The organism is Eisenibacter elegans DSM 3317 (genome assembly GCF_000430505.1).
In the GTDB taxonomy this organism is placed as follows: Bacteria; Bacteroidota; Bacteroidia; order Cytophagales; family Microscillaceae; genus Eisenibacter; species Eisenibacter elegans.
This window is the reverse complement of the sequence record NZ_AUMD01000020.1, coordinates 35,493-55,664: the sequence shown is the minus strand read 5'-3', so window position 1 is coordinate 55,664 and position 20,172 is coordinate 35,493. Positions and strand designations below refer to the sequence as shown.

General features: G+C 47.4%; 16 protein-coding genes and 1 pseudogene. 10 read left to right on the top strand and 7 right to left on the bottom strand.

Going from position 1 to position 20,172, the window contains the following annotated elements; translation table 11 throughout:
* Positions 1–26: 26 nt before the first annotated feature.
* Positions 27–2,210: a TonB-dependent receptor gene (locus G499_RS0107890; protein ID WP_026999498.1), complete on the top strand. Its 2,184-nt coding sequence runs from the start codon at positions 27–29 to the stop codon at positions 2,208–2,210.
* Positions 2,211–2,323: 113 nt separating this feature from the next.
* Here the strand turns inward: G499_RS0107890 and G499_RS0107885 are convergent, their stop codons facing one another.
* Together G499_RS0107885 and G499_RS0107880 are read right to left on the bottom strand one after the other, a co-directional pair.
* A complete protein-coding gene (locus G499_RS0107885) occupies positions 2,324–3,472 on the bottom strand; it encodes a cysteine desulfurase family protein (protein WP_026999497.1) in 1,149 nt (382 codons plus the stop codon).
* A gap of 226 nt (positions 3,473–3,698) precedes the next feature.
* Complete coding sequence (locus G499_RS0107880) at positions 3,699–4,118, bottom strand: nucleoside-diphosphate kinase (RefSeq protein WP_026999496.1); 420 nt, start codon at positions 4,116–4,118, stop codon at positions 3,699–3,701.
* Positions 4,119–4,241: 123 nt separating this feature from the next.
* Between G499_RS0107880 and G499_RS0107875 the strand changes: the two genes are divergently transcribed.
* The gene (locus tag G499_RS0107875) at positions 4,242–4,808 is read left to right on the top strand and encodes a DinB family protein (protein WP_026999495.1); all 567 of its coding nucleotides are present in this window, start codon (positions 4,242–4,244) and stop codon (positions 4,806–4,808) included.
* Between the two features lie 185 nt (positions 4,809–4,993).
* On the opposite strand, the gene G499_RS0107870 is transcribed toward G499_RS0107875, so the two are convergent.
* Positions 4,994–5,404, bottom strand: coding sequence for a hypothetical protein (locus tag G499_RS0107870; protein ID WP_026999494.1), 411 nt, complete (start codon positions 5,402–5,404; stop codon positions 4,994–4,996).
* A 448-nt stretch (positions 5,405–5,852) separates the two neighbouring features.
* On the opposite strand from G499_RS0107870, the gene G499_RS0107865 reads away from it, so the two are divergent.
* The 5 genes from G499_RS0107865 to G499_RS21020 all read left to right on the top strand — a co-directional run bounded on the left by G499_RS0107865 (position 5,853) and on the right by G499_RS21020 (position 11,595).
* A complete protein-coding gene (locus tag G499_RS0107865; protein WP_026999493.1) occupies positions 5,853–7,766 on the top strand; it encodes a sodium-dependent transporter in 1,914 nt (637 codons plus the stop codon).
* 454 nt (positions 7,767–8,220) lie between these two features.
* Positions 8,221–9,222: a hypothetical protein gene (locus G499_RS0107860; RefSeq protein ID WP_026999492.1), complete on the top strand. Its 1,002-nt coding sequence runs from the start codon at positions 8,221–8,223 to the stop codon at positions 9,220–9,222.
* 194 nt (positions 9,223–9,416) lie between these two features.
* Complete coding sequence (locus G499_RS0107855) at positions 9,417–9,926, top strand: hypothetical protein (RefSeq protein WP_026999491.1); 510 nt, start codon at positions 9,417–9,419, stop codon at positions 9,924–9,926.
* Between the two features lie 62 nt (positions 9,927–9,988).
* Positions 9,989–10,450 carry a DUF2147 domain-containing protein gene (locus G499_RS0107850; RefSeq protein ID WP_026999490.1) on the top strand — a complete coding sequence of 154 codons (462 nt, stop codon included), beginning with the start codon at positions 9,989–9,991 and terminating at the stop codon, positions 10,448–10,450.
* Positions 10,451–10,671: 221 nt separating this feature from the next.
* A complete protein-coding gene (locus G499_RS21020; RefSeq protein WP_051296067.1) occupies positions 10,672–11,595 on the top strand; it encodes a CobW family GTP-binding protein in 924 nt (307 codons plus the stop codon).
* On the opposite strand, the gene G499_RS22405 is transcribed toward G499_RS21020, so the two are convergent.
* Entirely contained in the window at positions 11,592–11,723 is a 132-nt protein-coding gene (locus G499_RS22405) for a hypothetical protein (RefSeq protein ID WP_281171863.1), read from the bottom strand. The genes G499_RS21020 and G499_RS22405 overlap by 4 nt on opposite strands.
* A 232-nt stretch (positions 11,724–11,955) precedes the next feature.
* Here G499_RS22405 and G499_RS0107835 point away from each other — a divergent pair.
* Positions 11,956–12,543, top strand: a pseudogene (locus tag G499_RS0107835) (FkbM family methyltransferase); the annotation flags it as partial.
* Between the two features lie 346 nt (positions 12,544–12,889).
* Here G499_RS0107835 and G499_RS0107830 read toward each other — a convergent pair.
* A complete protein-coding gene (locus G499_RS0107830; RefSeq protein WP_081413694.1) occupies positions 12,890–15,541 on the bottom strand; it encodes a SpoIIE family protein phosphatase in 2,652 nt (883 codons plus the stop codon).
* Entirely contained in the window at positions 15,525–17,540 is a 2,016-nt protein-coding gene (locus tag G499_RS0107825; protein ID WP_026999487.1) for a TonB-dependent receptor plug domain-containing protein, read from the bottom strand. Before G499_RS0107825 ends, G499_RS0107830 begins: the two co-directional genes overlap by 17 nt.
* Positions 17,541–17,753: 213 nt before the next feature.
* On the opposite strand from G499_RS0107825, the gene hutH reads away from it, so the two are divergent.
* Positions 17,754–19,292, top strand: a complete 1,539-nt coding sequence (hutH, locus tag G499_RS0107820) for a histidine ammonia-lyase (protein ID WP_035726924.1) — start codon at positions 17,754–17,756, stop codon at positions 19,290–19,292.
* A gap of 136 nt (positions 19,293–19,428) precedes the next feature.
* Here the strand turns inward: hutH and G499_RS21745 are convergent, their stop codons facing one another.
* Positions 19,429–19,584: a hypothetical protein gene (locus G499_RS21745; protein ID WP_154658363.1), complete on the bottom strand. Its 156-nt coding sequence runs from the start codon at positions 19,582–19,584 to the stop codon at positions 19,429–19,431.
* A 203-nt stretch (positions 19,585–19,787) separates the two neighbouring features.
* On the opposite strand from G499_RS21745, the gene G499_RS0107810 reads away from it, so the two are divergent.
* On the top strand, positions 19,788–20,153 hold the full coding sequence (locus G499_RS0107810; RefSeq protein ID WP_026999485.1) for a hypothetical protein: 366 nt from the start codon (positions 19,788–19,790) through the stop codon (positions 20,151–20,153).
* Positions 20,154–20,172 lie beyond the last annotated feature (19 nt).

Genomic DNA, 20,172 nt, shown 5'->3' with positions numbered 1-20,172 from the left:
TTCAGTTCACACCAGATTGTTATGTTATGAAGCAGATATTGTTTTTATTCACTTTTTTACTATTCAACAACCATATATTATTTTCCCAACAAGCTTTTGAGGCGTATATAGTTGATGCTGCCACCGATGAGGTACTCATTGGCGCTACAGCCCAGATAAGCGGCACAGGTATTGTTGGGCGTAGCGATGCCCAAGGAGATTTGAGGCTTACCGCGCCTCCGGTATCGGGACTGTACACAATCATTATTCGCTATGTAGGTTATCAAGAACAGCGCTTGAGCATCACTTTCCCACTCATTCAGGCCGAGCCTACACGAGTGGCGCTCGAACCCGACACCGAGCTCCTCGAAGAAGTGCTAGTTTCGGCAACCCGCAGCAGTCGCAGTATCGACGACAGCCCCACCCGTATAGAGACCATCTCTTCACACGAGCTAGATGAGAAGTCCAATATGCAGCCTGCCAATGTGCGTCTGCTACTGACCGAAAGCACGGGCATCCAAACTCAGCAGACCTCGGCGGCATCGGCCAATGCCAGTATCCGCATCCAAGGGTTGGACGGCAAGTATACCTTGCTCCTCAAAGACGGGCTGCCGCTGTATTCGGGCTTTGCCGGGGGCTTGAGTATTGTACAAATCCCACCGCTCGACCTCAAGCGTGTCGAAGTCATCAAGGGGGCTTCGTCTACCCTCTATGGCGGGGGTGCTATTGCCGGGCTGATCAACTTTGTAACCAAAACCCCTACAGAGCGCAAGGAGTTGTCTTTGATGAGCAATATCAGCCACGCCGGCGCGCTTGACTTGAGCGCCTTCTATGGGCAGAAGTTTGGCAAAACAGGCCTTACCCTCTTTGCTGCACGCAACAGCCATACGGCCTATGATCCGGCACAAAACGGTTTTTCGGATATCCCCCAGCAAAGCCGCTATACGCTCAACCCACGCTTTTTTTATTATCCCAGCCAACAAACCACTATTTCGCTAGGGTTAAATACTAGCTTCGAAGACCGCCTAGGGGGAGATATGCGCTATATCCGCGCTGCACCAGCCGACCAAGACTTGTTTTTTGAGCGCAACCTTAGCCGACGGGTGGCCTCACAGTTTCAGCTAGACCATCGGTTTGGCCAAGGCTATACCCTCACGGCCAAGAATAGTGTCAGCTTTTTTGACCGCAGCATCAAGCGGCCTACGCACCTCTTCGAGGGGCAACAGTGGGCTAGTTTTAGCGAGCTGAGTCTCTTGCGCAACCGTGAGCGCTCTGAGTGGATAGTAGGGGCAAACTGGTGGACTGACCGCTTCGTGCAGACCGATAGCACCGACTTTCCGCTAGACAACAGGCTACTGATTGGGGGTGTTTTCATACAAAACAGCTTCAAAGTCAACGCAAAAATGGCTGTAGAAAGCGGCTTACGGGCAGACCTCTCCGAACACCACAGGCTCTTTGTATTGCCTCGCCTTTCGGTGATGTACCGGCTGAGCCCTGCGCTGACAGCCAGATTTGGTGCCGGAATGGGCTACAAAACGCCTACGGTCTTCTCGGAGGAGGTAGAAGCTAGAGCCTTTCGCAACATCCAAGCTCCCAACTTGGCGCTATTACGTCCCGAAAGATCGGTTGGAGCCAATATAGACCTCAACTACAAAACTTTGCTATGGGAATCTATTTCACTCTCTATCAATCAACTAGCTTTCTACACACGCCTCAACAGCCCTTTGTTGCTCAACACCGAAGCCCTGCCCAATGGCAACTATGCCCTTGTCAATGCCGAGGGATTTTTGAGTAGCCAAGGTTTAGAAACCAACCTAAAGCTAGGTTATGAAGACTTTTCGCTCTATGGGGGGTATACCCTGATCAATGCCCGACGCCACTTTGACAACACCATCAGCCCCAACCCGCTCACGGCTCGCCACCGCATCTATATGACCCTGATGTATGAGCTTGAAGAAAAGTTGCGCATTGGTTACGAATTGTTCTATACAGGCCATCAGGTATTGAGCAACGACCAAGTACGCCCCGATTATTGGGTAATGGGTCTCTCGATAGAGTATCGCTGGAAGGAATTTAGCCTGTTTTTGAATGCCGAAAACTTTACCGATACCCGCCAAACACGTTATGAAAGCATTTATACCGGCACTCGCCAAAGCCCCGAATTTAATGAGATATGGGCTCCTACGGATGGCTTTATTTTTAACGGCGGACTCAAAATACGGGTGTGGTAGGTAGCTAGGCACTACAGCCACTAAAAATTTCCTTAGCGATAGGTGTATTGCCTATCGCTAAGGATTTGCGCCACAGTTTTGGGATAGCTGCGGCCATTCATCAGCCCTACTTATTATGACAAGGCCGCTGTGCTCAAAATTTCCGCCAGTCGATCAATGGTATAGTCTACCTCTTCGAGGGTAGTATATCGGCTGAAAGAGAAGCGCACACTAGGGCGGCTAGGCTCGGCTTGGATAGCTCGCAATACGTGAGAGCCTATCTCGGAGCCGCTGGAGCAGGCGCTGCCACCAGAAGCCGAGATTTTGTGAATATCCAAGTTGAACAACAACATATCACCAATATCCGAAGCCGGCAGGCTGACATTGAGTACTGTATGGGTGCTGCGCTCTAGATCACCACTGAGTCCGTTGAAACGAATATCCTCAAATTGAGCTTTCAGGCGCGCTATCATATGGCTCTTGAGCTGACGCAAATGGGCTGCTTCGTCCGCCATCTGGGTGTGAGCCAGTTCGAGGGCTTTGGCCATTCCTACAATCCCATAGAGGTTTTCGGTGCCACCGCGCATATTGCGTTCTTGTGCGCCGCCTTGGATGAAGGGAGGGATTTTGGTTTCGGCATTGATATACAAAAAACCTACCCCCTTGGGGCCGTGAAACTTATGGGCAGCTCCTACCACAAAATCGATAGGCAGGGCTTGGAGGTCGTGAGCAAAATGCCCTACACTCTGTACAGTGTCAGAGTGGAAAAGCGCGCCATATTCTCTACAAAGACTGCCAATGCGGTGTAAGTCATAGAGGTTACCGATTTCGTTGTTGACGTGCATCAGCGACACCAAGCTGCCCGGGTGTTGAGCAAGCCACTGACCGAGGTAATCCTCATCGAGTTGCCCTTGTGCATCCACAGGCACTAGGCTCAGCTCAATGCGCCCTTGCTTGGCGAGGTGTTCGAGGGTATGGAGCACGGCGTGGTGCTCAAGGGGGGAAGTCAGTACATGGCGGATACCTTTGGCCGCAATACTGCCACAGAGGGCGAAATTATCGGCTTCGGTACCTCCAGAAGTAAAGACAATCTCTGAGGGTGAGGTATTGAGCAGGGCGGCTATCTGCTTGCGGGCACGCTCAATAGCGGCTCGGGTTTCGCGCCCGTGGGTATGTATAGAAGAGGGGTTGCCAAAATGCTCCCGCATATAGGGTAGCATCGCTTCGAGTACTTCCTCGGCCATTGGGGTAGTGGCGGCATTGTCCAAATAAACTCTTTTCATACTTGACATAATTAGGTAGTAGTGCAAAGTTAGTATAAAAAAACCACTCCAAGGGCTTGGAATGGCTTAAGTGGTAGTACCTAGTCGAAATTATACCAATCAAAATTGGTTTGGGAAGGGAAATAGATGCAGGCGCTGAAAACCCTAGAGAACCAAGGCGCTCAAAGCTGGCATCTTCTCCCTAAATAAACACAATCTTCTTGGTACAATATCGTTCGCAGTGGTGTTAGAAGCGCTCGCTGTGTGCGAAGAAGAAATTGCCTTCGATGGCGGCGTTCTCGTCAGAGTCAGAGCCGTGGATGGCATTGGCTTCGATGGATTTAGCGAAGAGATTGCGGATAGTACCAGCCTCTGCCTTGGCAGGGTCAGTAGCTCCGATAAGCTTGCGGAAATCTTCTACGGCGTTGTCTTTTTCGAGAATCATTGGTATAATAGCACCTGAAGACATATAGCTGCAAAGCTCGCCATAGAAGGGGCGCTCTTTGTGGACTTCATAAAATTTGCCGGCCATCTCGGCAGACATACGCAGCATCTTGGCCGCTACAATGCGGAAACCGGCCTCTTCAATCATTTTAATAATAGCACCGCTGTTGCCTGCTGCTACAGCATCAGGTTTGATCATAGTGAATGTACGGTTACCTGCCATAAGGTTTGTGGTATTTGGAAGTTGAAATAAAATTTTGCGCGAAATTAGAAATAATTCCCCGATTTTGCGATTTTGAAGCAAAAAACTTAGCTTAGGGGCGCACCCCATTAGCGTTCAAAACCTATGACTCAACAAGAACATCTATCTGCCATTGCCGAACAACTCCGCTCGGTCATCAATACAACCCAAAAGGCCTTTGTAGACCTAAGCCCCGAAGAATTTAACCACAAGCCCTCACCCAAGCAATGGAGTATTGCCGAGTGTATGCAGCATCTGCTGATTGTATACAAGAAATACAAAACCCAATTGCCTCAGAAGATACACGCCAAAGCCCCACAAGCCGCAAGCCTAGGCGCAGCCTTTGAGCCCAGCTATGTGGGCAAGCTTTTCAAAGGTCTTGTAAACCCTAACAAAAAGCGTAAAACTCCTGCCCCCCCTACCCTACATCCTAGCAAGGGCAGCACCTATCCCCTAGACCTTCAGGGCGACTTCTTGGGCTACCTCCACGAAGTTTTGGATTATGTTGAGCAAGCCCAAAAACTCAACATCGACCTCAACAAGGTTTATATCAACTCTTCGCTTGGGGTTTTCTTGCGCTTCAACCTCGGAGATTATTTTGAGATAGAAGCCCTACACAGTAGCCTGCATCTCGCTCAGATGCAAAGGGTAAAGGCTGGGCTGAAGCACTAAAAAACCTCACACCACCGGACATTTTTGGAAAAGTAGCTCGTCAGCTCCGAGACAAGCGGAGGCCTCATTTTGGGGGTACAATGAGACTTAACCCTCCGTTTTAACTCTGGGATTTGAAAAATATCCAGTGGTGTGAAAAAATCTTTTGCTCACCGACCTCAACCTTGGGTTTTTGGTGGCGTTTGTCAAGCTTTTTTCAGCCAAGCAAAAGCCTCTTCTTCTGTATTGAAATATTTTGTAATAAACTGCTTTTCAGCATTACCCTCTGCCATGAGTTGCTCAATAGAAAGCTGTGAGATAAACTCATCACTGACCAAGTAGGCATATTTACGCAAGCCATTGGCCGAAAATTTTGGAAATATCTCCTCGTCTATCCAAGTCTGCATTTCGGGGCCGATACCAAAGTCAAAGTTTTTGGTATCCAGGAAGAAAGCTTCCGGCTTGTATTTTGCTGCAAGGCGTGTTTGTTCCAACATCTCATCCTGAAAGGTTTCCCAAGACATGTTGCTGGTGTCTTTAAACCGCAGCTCAAAAACGTTATCCTCTGAATTGTGTAGGATAGTATAAATCTCATTTTCACGAATACGGGTTTTCATGCGATTTGATTATTATTGTTTGATAAATTTTATGAATACAAATTTATATATTCGGCTGAAACCAAATCCTCTTGCGTAAGTATTCCTGTGTTTTTGTAAATAATAGCCTGTTTTTGAGTATTTAGCTCTTCTTAGCAGCGCGAAACTATGGCTTCGGTGCTTGTTGTAAATGTCCTAGTGCCTTTTGTCATCAGCTCCCAAAGCCATTCATTGTCAAAACACTACACCCAAGTAGGAAGGGCTAATTTTAGGACTAATCTAATATCTTTTGTAACCCTAACAGGCATAGGTCTTTGGCAGAAGTGGTCTTTTATACGATACTTTTGCGTACTTTGTTTTGCACAACTCAGTAAAACACCTTACTTTTAGCACTTCGTTTGAAATTATGCTCATCAACATACACCAACAGATGGCACAACATTTACCACTAACTCGCATCTAAAAATCAATGAGTACTAACAATGAAGCCTGGGGCTCTCGCGTAGGGCTAGTGCTGGCTATGGCAGGTAATGCTGTAGGGCTGGGCAACTTCTTACGCTTCCCCGTACAAGCCGTACAAAATGGTGGCGGTGCATTTATTATTCCTTACCTAGTTTGTTTTTTGCTGATGGGCATCCCGCTGCTCTGGATAGAATGGTCAGTGGGACGTTTTGGCGGCAAAAGCGGGAATCACTCCACCCCCTTTATCCTTGACAATATGGGCCGCGCCCGCTTCTGGAAGTACTTTGGGGTATTTGGAATTTTTACCAATGTAGCCGTAGCCGCTTACTATTGCTATATAGAGTCTTGGACGATGTCTTATGTCTTTCATTCTCTGATGCAGACCTTCTCTGGGATGAGCCAAACCGAAGTGGCCGGCTTTTTCGACCGCTATGTGGATGTGTTTTATTCTACCACAGGGATTCCTTTTGAGGCGGCTATCTTTTATGTTATCTGTTTGGCGCTCAACACCTACATTTTGTCTATGGGCTTGAGCGGTGGCGTAGAGCGTGTAGCCAAAATCGGGATGCCGATGTTGATTTTGTTTGGCGCATTCTTGGCTATTCGCGGCATCACCTTGGGCGACTCTGGTGCTCCTGAAGGCTGCCTCGACTGCAACTCTCACCTTGGTTTGAACTTCCTTTGGCAACCACAATTTGACAGCCTTGCCAACCCTTCGGTGTGGCTGGCAGCTGCCGGGCAGATTTTCTTCACCCTCTCCGTCGGGATGGGTACTATCCAGTGTTACGCGTCGTATGTAGGTTCTCGCGATGATATCGCCCTCAATGCCATGTCTGCCGGATGGATGAACGGCTTTGTGGAGATTGTCCTTGGTGCTTCGGTCGTAATTCCGATTGCGGTAGGCTACCTCGGTTTGGGCTGGATTCAAGAAAACGCCGGATTCTCGATGGCTTTCCAAACAATGCCTTTTCTCTTTGGTAAGTGGGGATTAGTTTTGGGTACTTTTGCTGGGGTAATGTGGTTCGGTCTGTTGTTTTTTGCCGGCATTACCTCCTCATTAGCTATGGGCACGCCTTGGATGGGCTTTGTGCAAGACGAATTTAAGTTTACACGTACACAAGCCGCTTGGTCTTTTGGCCTGCTTATCCTTATTATAGGCTTGCCAACGGTGTTTTTCTACCAACAAGGCGTGTTTGGAGAATATGACTACTGGGCCGGTACGGTAGCGCTGGTGGTGTTTGCCTTGGCCGAAACAGTACTTTTTGCCTGGGTATTTGGCATTACCAATGGCTGGGACGAAATTAACCAAGGGGCGGATATGGTCGTACCGGGTATTTACAAATACATCATCAAGTATGTTACTCCAGCTATGTTGCTCATCGTATTCTTGGGCGCACTCATTACCCCCAAAAACAATGACTGGGGCGCTGTATTCAGTGGCAAGTTTGAGCTAGACGAAAGCAGCATCATCGGCCAAATCCAAAACAAGGGCATTGTTGCCAACCGCGCTTGGTTTGCCGATGAGTTTGAAAACGAAGTGGCCGACACCAGCGTTGTCATGAAAGTAGACCGCGCCAACGAATGGCAAAAAAGTATTGTCTTGGGTAAATATATGGCCTATTACCGCGAAGCCAACACCGGCCAAGTCCGCAAATATAAAGCAGATATCGCCGGCGTACAGCCCTATGACTCCCTCACGCCTGTCAAAACGTACCGCTTCGACCTAAATAAAAAGCTCGTGGTAGATAAGGGCGATGAGGTGGTCTTCAAACAAACACTCGCCCAAGGCAAGTTTATCAACAATATTTTCTACATTACCTTGGGTCGTATGATTTTGCTCGGGCTCTTTGTTTTCTTGACCATACTCGTATACCGCGCCACGATGATACGCAAAACCAGCAACCCTTCTAACGAATCATAAGCCTATGACGACCTCCGCACTGATTATGATGATTACCGTTCAGACTACCGTAACCATCATCACGCTGTACTTCTTCAGAAAAATACTGACGACCCCTCCCAAGGACTAAGCCGTCGATAGCCCGGCGTATGTTTGGCCTGCCCGAGGGCAGCTTTGAGAGGCCATCAGACAAGTTCAAAATATTGCTTAGCCACAGGCCAAAAGCCTATGTTACAAGATTTTGGCACACTTTCTGATGGCTTTTCAGTATTTGGCTGAGGCTATTTGTAGGATTATACCAATATTTGATCAATAGCACCTAAATCACAGAAGAAGCCTTTGATTTGAGGATTTTCAGTACATACATTTCCCAAACCAAGTTGGGTTGGGTATACTCAACAAACTTCTTCGCGTATAACAAAATATCTAGTAACATGGCCACTAGTTAAATATGTATACCTAAACCCAAACCAATATGCATCGCAAGCCTATTTCGATTTTATCCTGTTTCTTGGCGCTGGGTCTGTTGATGAGTGCCTGCAAGAGTAATTCTTCGGAACAAAAAGAGACCAACACAGTCCAAAAAGCGGAAGCGGTGGCTACCAATCCTACCACATTTGAAAAATCTTTTGTGGCTCTGTTCCCCCGCCTTTCGATACCTTTTTCTAGCCAAGATGCGCTATTTACCCCCGGCCAAGACACCCTCTCAGCCGCAGTAGCCATTACCCAAGTGATTGACCCTGCCTATGCCCTAGGGGTGTCTTATTTTCAACATATCTGGGCACCCGAACGACGCACTCAGTACAAAGAAGCCCTAGAGCGCCAAGGCCTGAGCCAACAACCTCAAGAGCTGATGGGCTGGAGTATGCACCCCATAGGCCGCCTAGACTTACACCCCGACCTCAATAGCCTCCTTGTCTTGAGCAAACCCGTATATATCGAAGGTGATACAGGCTCCCTGCTATTGCTCAACTACAACCGAGAGGGCAAGCTCCTGAGCGGTTTTCTAGTTGCCAGCCGATTCGTGTATGTCGGTATCAATGAACGCTTGGATGTAGCCATCTCCCAAGAAGCAACCCTAATGCTCAAAGGAAGCAAAAAACTGAGTGATTATAATGGCTCCAATGCCCAAATAGAGCGCTACAAGCTTACACTCGTTGTGCAGCCAGACGGGCAAATAGACATCAGCCAAGAGGAATATAGCTCGCTAACAGGCTTTTATGTTGACACCAAAAGCGGCGAGTTGGTATCTATACACCGCCACTATTATGACGAAGAGGGCTACAACATTCAGTATCAAGCCAAAGAAGGCGCAGCTACAAAACAGATGTTGGTCAAGGAGTTTAAAGACCGCCAGATGACCCTCCAGTTTGAAGGCAGCGACAAACCCTATCTCTTTACCTTCCACCCCAGCAATGCATCCTTTGTCTGTACCAATCCGGACGGGAGCAAACAGACCTTCACACGCCGGCACTAAGCCCCTCAAAAACAAGCACAAGCCATCCTCGGGGCGCTCAAAAACCTCCACATTATATGGCTTGGCTCAAGCAAATGAGCCAAAAAGCTGGCGTATGCCCTAAGAAAGGAGATGGTTTTTGTCTTAAAAAGATTATCTTTGTTCTTGGATGCAGTCAATTTTGCCTCCCTAATTCAAACCAAAACCCATTACCCATGAACAAAAACCTACGATACGCCTTATTTTTCGTATTGGCTCTCGGCCTTGCGGCTTGCGGTGGCAAAGACAAAGCTACTGTCGATGTGGCGATTGGAGCGCTAGTATTTGAAGGCGATGCAGCAGAGTTTGGCACGGCCAGTCTCCGTGCCAAGGCGAGCTTCAATGTCGATAGCCTCTTCAAAGCCCAAGATGCTTCTAAAGTAAGCAAAGGCGAGTTGAAATTTATCAAACTCAAAATAGATGGTGCGCCCAACTTCGATGCCATCGCCAGCATTACCCTACAGTTTACGGCTGCTGATATCAAGAGTGTCAATGTGGGAAGCGCCAACAACATCGCCGAAGGAACCACCGAGCTAACCCTCGAACTGGTAGACGCTCCGGCCATCGCCGCCTTTTTCCAAGCCGGCAACTTTGAAGCCCTCATCGACCTGAACCTCAAAGACGATATGGCCGAAGACAAAATAAAGCTTATTGGCAATTTGGCCGCCACCCTTTCGTTACAATAACAACAGCGCAACTAACCCGCTTTATTCTCTTATATTTCATCACAAATCATCGTATAAAAACTATGAAAACACTGAAATTCTCTCTAGCTCTCTTCGCATTCCTAAGCTTCGGAATCCTCACATCAAATGCACAAAACGCCGACGACCTCATTGGTGTATGGCAGCCCAGCGAAGGTACTTCTTATGTAAAAGTAGAAAAACAAGGGGATAAATATTATGGAAAAGTCGTTTGGCTCAAAGAACCTAACGATGACCAAGGCAAACCCAAAGTAGATGCCAAAAACCCAGACAAAACCCTCCAATCACGCCCCATCAAAGGAATGCGTATGCTCAATGACTTCGTTTTTGATGGCAAAAACAAAGAATGGAAATCTGGTACTATCTATGACCCCAAAAGCGGCAATACCTACTATTGCACCATCCGCCAAAAAAGCCAGAACCAAATCGAAGTCCGTGGCTCACTTGACCAAAGTGGCTTGATTGGCCGTACGGACGTGTGGGTAAAGGTTGAAAAGAAAAACTAAGCGCTAACCTTCTGCGCTAAGCCATAAATGAAAAGCAGGAACATCTCCTGCTTTTTTATTTGCAATACTGCTGCAAAAATGAACCATCCCTGTGCCTCTTCTTGTTATAACACCAGCTTTTTATAAAAGGCATAAGGTTTTGAGCACTAAGAATGTCAAAGCCTCAAAATCAAGTGAACCTTGGTATAATTTTGATTGGGCATAGAAACCAGCAATACACGATGAATTCCAAACACGCTATTATCTTGACGGGCTTCTTGGGAGCAGGCAAAACCACCTTTCTCAACCATTACCTAAAGACACAAGCTCCTACGCGCTATGCCATTATCGAGAACGAATTTGGAGAACAAGGCATTGATGGAGAGGTACTTACTTGCACGACAGATAGCCTCGTAACGATGAACAATGGTTGCCTCTGTTGTACGCTCAACAGCAACTTGTATGATATTCTTTCAGAGCTAGACCAAAGCCGAGAGGCTTTCGACGCGCTCATCATTGAAGCTACAGGCGTAGCCGACCCCGCCGGTATTGCACAGCCCTTTCTGACACACCCAGCCATTCGCAAAGCCTTTGCCCTACAACACGTTGTCTGTTTGGTAGATGCGCTCCACCTCGAATCTCAGCTGGCCGATACCGAAGAGACGCAGCGGCAGATTGCCTTCAGTAATATTCTGCTGCTCAACAAAACAGATTTGGTAAGTCAAGAAAAAACAGAAGCGCTCAAAGCCCTACTTCAAAAAATAAACCCTTGGGCCTTGGTATTAGAGGGCAATCATCATCGTTATCCAGTCTTGCCCCAAGGCAGTTTTATGGATAATGTAAGCACCAACACCGCCGCACATCATCATCATCATAAAGACCTGAGTACCCTTTCGTTTTCATATACACAGGCATTTAAGTTAGATACCCTGCGATTTGTGTTACAACAATTTTTGATGTTTCAGGCCAAGTCTGTTTACCGTACCAAAGGCATCATTCAGGCTACCGACGGGCAACACTATCTTGTGCAGAGCGTAGGGCAACAACTTTCCATAACGCCCCTCGCAGCCCCTACCCACTCGGGTAGCCGTATGGTATTTATTGGCAAAAACCTACAGCCCAAAGGATATGACCGTATGCTACAAGGTTGTTTAGCCAAAACCTAGGCCATCACACCCACAAGCTGCAAGGCTTGCATAGCTAGGGCAAAATCTCCTTCTATCAAGACTTTGTCTTGGACTTGGGCAGGTTTCCAGCTTTTGGAAAACAGCTTCCAGGCCGTTTCGGGCGACATGGTTACTCGGGCACTGGCTATATGGTTGGCTATTTGTTACATCATTAATCTAAAAATAAAAACTATTTATTAAATTATATGTTTTTATAGATATATATAAAATATAACTAATGATTAAAAAAATTATAAAAAAACCCGTCTTCATTTTGAAGGACTAGGTACAGCTTTACGCCCCAATACTCAGTGTAATGCCGTATGGTATGGGAATCAGTACGGAGGCTTTTACGTACACCCTGAAGCCATACCAAAAACTGGAGCTATCATCTACTCTTTTGGTATTGGAGAAGATATTTCGTTCGACCAAGCATTAATACAGGCACACCCCAGCGCAAGTGTATATGCCTTTGACCCTATGCCAAAGTCTATTGAGTGGGTATCTCAACAAACAGTACCTCAAAATTTCTATTTTGAACCTATCGGCATTGGCAACTCCGACAAAGAAGTTCATTTCTACTTACCTAAAAATAACGCTCACGTATCAGGTAGTGCCGTTGTTCAAAAGAATGTAAGTCATGAGAATCGCGTTCTGGTTTCTCTTAAATGCTTGAGCAGTATCGCTGAAAATCTAGGACATACTGAAATTGATGTACTTAAGATGGACATTGAAGGCACAGAGTATGAAGTAATCGACTCTATTTTACAAAGCGGGATAGTCGTTAAACAATGGCTGTTAGAATTTCATCACCGATTATTTCCAGATGGTGTAACTCGCACACAAAAAGCACTTCAGCAGTTGCAAAAGGCTGACTTCAGACTTTTTGCTGTATCAGACAGTTTTCAGGAATTGTCTTTTATTAATAAAAATTATATGATAATGTAAATTTATAATATAACATACTCTACTTTTCATACCTTATTTTTCAAAATCAATCACTATTAAATAAATCATAACTTTTTATAATAATATGTTTAATCTATTTCTATATTAATTCCGTAATCCGAAATTAAGGGGTGCGGAAAGTGGGGTATGTACATTAGGGGAAATTTTAACCAAGTAGGCAACCTAAAGTAGTAACTACATACAATTTTAGAAACCGAGCAAAAGCGCCCTAACAAACAGGATAAACAAGGTTATTTGCGGAGTATACATCAAGTTTTTTTTGAATTCAATGGCTTGTATGACAACTGACAGCCTAGAAATTCAAAAATCAATCCAAAATAACCCCTCATATTCTAAAGCCAATCAATAAAATATCGTCGCGTTGGGCTTCGCTTTGTTGGTGCTTTTGTAGGGCTTCTTCCAATATTTCAGCTTGTTGTGCGAAAGGCAATGTATGGATTTTAGTTAATGTTTCCTGTAATCTTTTATATCCAAACTTCTTCCTCTTACTGTCATTTTGGTCTGCAAAGCCGTCTGAACCAAGATAAATCGTCGTGCCTTTGGGTAGGGAAATAGTCTGGTCTTCAAAGAATTTGCTTTCGCTTTGTACCCCTCCAATGGCTTTTCGGGTAGCATAGAGGATGTGTAAGGTTTCAGGGGCATTGGGCAAGAAATAATAGGCATCACTTTTAGCGCCGGCAAAAACACAATGGAAAGTTTGGTCATCGAGGGCTTGCCAAGTAAACACAGCTGCATCCATTCCGTTGTTGTTGCCAGTGGTTTCTTGTCGGAGCACAATGCGGATTTCGTCGTGCAGGCGGGAGAGAATTTGCGCCGGCTCGGTAACATCCCAAACACGCACGATTTTGTCGAGCAGGGTATTGCCGATAAGGGTCATAAAAGCACCGGGGACACCGTGCCCGGTACAGTCTGCCACAATGAGGATATTCTGCTGTTCGGGTGTCTGATTGAGCCAAAAGAAATCTCCCGACACTACATCCTTGGGCTTAAATATGAGTAGGTGTTGTCCAAGAATCAGGTTTATTTTTTCGGCATAGGGCAACACCGCCTGCTGTATGGTAACTGCTGCTTGGATACTGCTCGATATTTGGCGGTCTCGGGCTTGGAGAACCTCGTTGGCTCGGGAGACTTCGATGTTTTTTTGCTCTATAAAATCGCGCTGAGCTTGGAGCTCTTCTTGGCTTTGGTACAATTCTTCGTTTTGGGTCAAGATTTCCTGCCTTTGGTTTTCTATTTCGTGGTTTTGGCGTTTTAGTTTTTTGGCCAATCTACGGGCTTGCAACAAGCCATAGGCTACCAATAGCAACAATACCGCCCCCAAAGCCATCACAAGCGCACCATAGAAGGTTCGGGTTTTTTCTTGTTGTAGTTGGATGTCTTTTTTTTCTTGCTCGGCTTTAGAGACCTGTAGTTCTTGTGCTTGTTGTTGGCGCTCGGCACGTTCTTTATCGGCGCGGAGGCGTTGTTTTTCTACCTCTTGCTTTTGGCGGTCTACTTCTTGCTTTTGGCGCTCAGCTAGGGCGTTTTGCTGAGTGATTTTAAGCAAGTTCTCTACCCGTTCTCTTTCGAGTTGTTGGCGGTTGAGTTCGGCCTGTTGTAACTCTTTGTTGCGCTTGAGCAGGTCTAGCTCTTGTTGTTGCAGCTTGAGGCTTTGGGCCTGTTTTTCTTGCTCTAGTGTAGCCCTACGAAGGGCTGCCTCTTGTTGGGCTGTAGAAGCAAGGCGGGTACGCAGCGCGCTTTCTTTGCGTTCTATTTCGAGCTGAGCCTGTATTTGTGCTTGTTGGGCAGCCTGTTGTTTTTGCTCACGTTCTTTTTCAAGCACAAGCTGTTGTTGGCTGTAGAGTTGTGCATTTCGGAGGTCTCCGCTAAGCTCATAGGCCATTGCTAGGATGCGGTAACTGTCGATACGCTGGTCGAGGGTAATGAGCGGGGATGTTTCGGTAATCTCTAAAGACTGTTTGGCCCAACGGATAGCTGTGGCGGGCTTGTTTGTAATGAGGGCTTGGGCAGCCAAAAGGTTTTTTATATTGGCTTCCTGGATAACCTGTTTGCTGACCTTGGCGCTTTCGAGGGCTAGGTTATAATATTTCTCAGCGCTGCGGGTATCTTCCAAAATACTGTAAGTAGCAGCGATATTTTGATATATGATACATTTCTCGGTAGCAGAGGCGCTTTTGAGTTCGGACTGAAATATGTTAAGAGCTCGCTGCAAAGCCTCTATAGCCGCCTCAGGTTGGTTGTCGTTGCGGTATATTGTGCCGAGATTGTTGTAGGCCATCCCGGTAGCTAGAGGCTGTTGTTGTTGTTGGTGTAGCTGGATGATTTGTTTTTGGTATTCGATGGCCATCGGGTAACCCTTGAGCTGTACAGCGCTGTTGACGGCGATATTGAGGAGTTGTAGGCGCTGTGCCTCATCGAGCTTGGGATATTGCTGGAGTACTTGTACGGCCTGTTTTTGTGCCGCCGGATAGTCTTTGCCTTTCCAATAAGCTTCTGCTATCAGCGTTTGTACGGCCTGAGCGTTATCGGATTGGAGGCTGAGACTTTTGTTGAGATAAGCGATGGCCTTGCGATAATATTGATAGGCAAACAACAGCCTGCCCAGCTGATGGTATACCGTGGAGGCTTGGCGCATAGCCTGATGGCTTTGATAAGTTTCCGCAGCAGCTATGTAGGCTTCTAGCGCTTTGTCGAGGTCTTTTTGCTGAGTCCACACCTGCCCTTCGAGGTAACGTGCGTCAGCCTTTCCTTGCTCGTCATCAATGGTGAGCGCCAACTGATACGCAGCGTCTGCCTCTTGGAGGGCTTGGCTGTATTGACCTTGGGCATATAGCTCTTGCGCCCGAGCCTGTAGCTGCCGCACTTTGAGCGTATCCTGTATCGCTAGTACCTGTTGCCCTATGAGAGATTGGCTCCAAAAACACAGCCACAGGCTCAAGACCATTAAGTTTGTTGTATGTTTATTTTCCCAATTCATAGGCTAACTGAAAAAAGAACCCTCGACGTGCCAGCGGGAGTGGTTCATATCCGTTGGTATTGGCATTGACTAGCCACTGGTCAGCCGCTAGGGCATTTTGTATCCCCAACATCAAGGTCAAGCCCTGCAAGCCGAAGCGCTCGTGGCGCAGGTTGGCATTGAGTAGTGTCCCCCCGGCAAAAGGTTGTAGCCGAAAGTCGGTGCGTGCTGTATCAAAAAAGAGGTAGGTATATTTGTCTGAAAAATAGAGCGCCGAAACATTGATAGAAAGGTTTTTGCCAAAATTATAAAAGCCCAAGGCAGTGATTTTATGTGCCGGAAAACCAAGCAACAAATTAGGCATTCCTTCTATAGCATAATTGGCGATGGTGTTGTTGATGGTTTGATAAAAAGAGTAATTGGCTGTAAGCCCTAGCCTGCCGTTTTTGCGCCAGCGGAACTCCAGCTCTAGACCCTGTGTGCCTGTCTGGCCGATATTGCCATAAAACTCTTCAGAAGTCTGCAAGTCAATCACATATACAATTGGATCCGTAATTTGGATATCATAGATATTGGCTACGATAGCAAAGCTTTCGCTCAGGCGATACCCTACCTCGGCCTCTAGGTTGCGTATCCGCTCAGGACGGATGTTGTTGTTATCCGAAAACTGGATATTCTGGATGGTCGGCGCTTTGAAAGCATTGTTATAGAGTAACTTAAAATGCCAGTGTTTCAGCGCCTTTGTGATGGCAACGCGGGGCACAAACGCAGGATTGACAGTGCTCTGCTTGTCAAAGCGTGCACCAATCAGAAAATTGGCAAACTTAGGCCGAAAGTCCAGCTCTGCAAATGCGGCGATGTTACTCAGGTAGAGCGTTGGCTCATTGTTATAAAACACCAAGCCGGGCACTTGGTACGTAGCTTGGTCTACAAAAAACTCTGTTCCTAATACGGTTGTCAGGGTATTGCTCCAAGCATAAGCGGCTACAGTATTGGCCAAATAGCGGTTATTTAGGGTTTTATAACCTTCATAGATGCTGCGTTGCTCTGAAGGTAGCCCTTGGAAATTGCTGTACCACCAAGGCCTGTGCTGCCTCCAAGAAGCAGTGTGGGAGAGGAAAAGCCGCTCTGTAGGATTCCACTGATAGCGTGTTTGGAGGAGATAATCTTGTTGGAGTACGGTCAGGTTATTGAATAATGTCTGGTATTGATAGTTGTTGTGGATGAGCCTTGCTTCAAAACCTTTGTATTGGAGGCCGATATTGGTATGGAAAGTCTGTATACGGGTACTGTCAGCATAGTTGAAAGTATATTGGCCGGTAGGGTCTGTCGTGTTTACGGGGCTGCGTACACCTTGGTTGAGCCATACCGAAGCGTTGAGCTCTAGGTCGTTGCGGTAGCGCTGGTTGGTTTGTAGTAAGGCGCTCATCTGACCGAGCCTTCCGGCGGCGGCTCCTCCATTCAGCGCTACATATACCCCCTCACGGTCGGCGGCTTTTTTGGTGATGATATTAATTACGGCCAAGGCGGCCAAGCCTCCATAAATAGCCGAACCCGCACCACGGATAATCTCTATCCGTTCGATATTTTGCAATGGCAGCCGCTGCCCGAAAGTCAAGTTACCGAAGCTGGTCTCGTTGATTGTCAGCCCATCTAATAGGAGTAAAAACTTGCCCTCTTCAGCAAAATTACCACGAACCCCCAGCCCAATGGCATTTTCATAGTTGTGTGCAAAATCCAATCCCGGCACCAAACGCAGCAGCTCTATGAGGTCTTGTGCGCCGCTTTGTCGAATTTCTTCTGCCGTAATGAGTGTTACGATGCCGGGCGTTTCTCGGAGAGAGGTCTCCTGAAAGCCAGCCACCGATACATTGGCTTCGATACTGCCGCCCACCCCCTTCTGCAACAGCTCGTCTACTGTTGGGCGATACATCTGAAGACTGTCCGTTGTTTGCGCATATACCGTTCCCCCAGCCCACAAAAACGCATATACTATGAACCACTGTTGGAAAGCACTCATAGACATTTACTGTTTGTTCTGATGTCTTTATACTACAAAAAGTCTGCTATTGTTTTTGAGGCGGAGCAATTGGTTATAAAAATCAACTAAATGTAGCCATTTCCGCTATATCGTCCTAAAAATCATTCACAAAAAATTAGACTTATCTGCTACCTTTGTAAAGATTCGTTATCTATCAACAACATTTTTTAACAACAAAAACCTGACAGTATTATGTTTGCATACGGAATCGACACCTTGACAGTAGCCAAGGCTTTGGCCTTGCGCGATGGAAGCTTAAAGGGGCATTTGCCTGCGGCTGCTCGCGAAAACCTTTTGCGCAGCCAAGCCCAAGTAGCGGCGATTGTAGCAGCTGGCGTGCGGGTCTATGGCATCAATACTGGCTTTGGGCCACTTTGCGACACCCTCATCTCAGCTGACCAAACCCGCGAACTACAACACAACCTGCTCAAAAGCCATAGTGTAGGGGTAGGCACGCCCTTAAAACCTTCTCTGGTACGGCTGATGCTGCTCACCAAAGTACAGGCTTTGGCACAAGGCTATTCTGGAGTGCAACTCAGTACAGTAGAGCGGATTTTGTGGCATCTGGAGGCTGATGTGCTGCCTGTAGTTCCGGAGAAAGGGTCTGTGGGCGCATCGGGCGATTTGGCTCCGCTGGCGCACTTGTTCCTGCCGCTGATCGGCCTAGGAGAGGTTTATCACCAAGGAGAGCGGATGCCCACAGCCGCCGCCCTACAACAACACGGCCTCGCCCCCCTACAGCTAAGCGCCAAAGAAGGCTTGGGGCTCATCAATGGCACCCAGTTTATTCTAGCACACGCCATCGAGGGGGTGGAGCGCTTACACCGCGCCCTAGAGTGGGCTGATATGATTGGGGCGCTCTCTGTCGAAGCGCTGATGGGTTCGGCCAAGCCTTTTGATGCCCGCCTGCACGCCCTGCGACCTTTTGAAGGCAACCGCCTAGTAGCACAGCGCCTCAGCCGATTGTTAGAGGGCTCGGCCATTGTCAGTGCACACGCAGACTGCGACCGTGTGCAAGATCCCTACTCCTTGCGTTGTATGCCGCAAGTACACGGCGCCTCCCGCCAAGCTTGGCTACAACTCAAGCAACTGACTACCATAGAGCTAAACGCCGTTACTGACAACCCCGTCGTCTTGAGTGCCGAAGAGGCCATCAGTGGAGGCAATTTCCACGGGCAGCCGCTTGCCCTGCCGCTAGACTATGCCACCCTCGCCGCCGCTGAGCTGGGTAATATCGCTGATAGGCGCTGCTATCTTATGCTCGAAGGACGCTATGGGCTGCCCAAGCTGCTCTTAAAAGAAACCGGGCTCAACTCAGGCTTTATGATTCCTCAATATACCACGGCGGCCTTGGTATCCGAAAACAAATCGCTGTGCTTCCCTGCCTCTGCCGATAGTATCCCTACTTCGCTGGGCCAAGAAGATCACGTCTCGATGGGCTCTATCAGCGGACGCAAGCTCCACCAAGTACTCGACAACCTGGCCTTCATCCAAGCCATAGAGCTGCTCTATGCGGCACAAGCCCTTGAGTTTCGCCGCCCCCTGCAGAGTACTGCCCCCCTAGAGTCGCTGATGCAGCTCGTCCGCCAACAAGTCCCCTTCGCTACCAAGGATGAAGTGCTTTATGAATCTATACAGGCTTTGTATGGCTATTTGCAAAGTACCGAAGCCCAGCAATGGATTGCCCAATGGCAAGGGCTGAATGAAGGGTTTGAGGAATTTTTTATTTAACATAATTTTTTTTATCACATCAGCCAGCAAGCAGCTACATCACCTAGATGCTTGCCGGCTTGGTATCCTATAAGAGGGGACGCAGTAACGAAAAAACCAAAGACACCGATGATGTCATTGCCAGACGCTAAGACTATTAGGGCGAGAGCGATTTGGCATCCTCCGAAAAAACGATGACCTCTACAAAGCCATCAAGCGAATCATAGCCGCGCCGGACAGAAACTGAGTGCCCCCCGCTAGCCCGAGATACCATCTCAAACTCCAAGCAAATGGCGGTGTTTTTCTTATCCAAATAATCTTAACAGGCCGTTGGGTTGCATCCTATTTTCAGCGTTTACGTACTACCTTGTTTAGGAGGCTTATCCCCCTCTTATTTATCTGCTTAGGTACCCAACCACTGTTTACGAAAGCGGGATTCCCTATCCCCCTCTCCAACAAAGAATATATGCCTATACGAGCTGGCGGCTGATACTCTGGTCATTAGGCCTGCAAGTAGTGTTGCTGATTGGTTTTGGTGTTTATTTGGACTCGCCAATTTTATTCTTTGCCGCCTTTTGGATAAGCATCGGCTTTGTAAGTTATTTTTCCTTCCGACGGTGGGTGCGCTATTTTATCTCCCAAATCAGGATTGACAAAGCACAAAATACCTGTGAAATACAGTATTTTGACTACGACAGCCCACAAATGCTGCGGCTTCCGCTCAGTCAAGTAGCCTTCAAGATAGAGCGCATTCAGGCCAGAGGCCCCGCAATGTACAATCTTTGTGTGTATGAGGGCAATAAGTCGCTTCTTTATCAAAAATGTGGTATAGGCTATTGGAGCAAAGAAAATTGTGAGGCCTTGGTACATACCCTAAGCTAACTCATTGTTTTTGAGCTTA